The sequence below is a fragment of the Pseudomonas sp. LA5 genome (genome assembly GCF_028640825.1).
GTDB classification, from domain to species: domain Bacteria; phylum Pseudomonadota; class Gammaproteobacteria; order Pseudomonadales; family Pseudomonadaceae; genus Chryseomonas; species Chryseomonas aestiva.
The window spans coordinates 1-363 of record NZ_JAQYZY010000008.1; the positions used below are offsets into that span (position 1 = coordinate 1).

Annotated in this window: 1 pseudogene; it reads right to left on the reverse strand. The window is 67.2% G+C overall.

What is annotated here, in order from left to right:
- Positions 1-41 precede the first annotated feature (41 nt).
- Positions 42-363 (reverse strand): annotated as a pseudogene (locus PVZ72_RS00355) (undecaprenyl-phosphate 4-deoxy-4-formamido-L-arabinose transferase); the annotation flags it as partial.

Consider the following 363-nt stretch of genomic DNA (forward strand, 5'->3'; position numbering starts at 1 on the left):
GTAGGCGAAGACGATGGCGGTTTTCATCAGGGGCTTTCCTGTTACTGGACCTGGCGCAGCGGCGCCGGCGAAGGAGAAAGGGTGGCGGCGCGGATCACTTGTTCCACGTGGAACCGGGGCCGGGCACGGACGTCGTGGTACACCCGGCCGAGGTACTCGCCGAGCAGACCGAGGCCGACGAACTGGGCGCCGGTAAAGATGAACAGCACGGCGAACAGCGAGAACACGCCATCGGCCGCCCACTCGGCGCCGTGGGTGACGCGCAGCACCAGCAGCAGCGCGGCGAAGAGGAAACCGAAGATGGCCAGGCCACCGCCGAACAGGCTGAGCATGCGCAGCGGGGTGGTGGTCATGCAGGTCAGC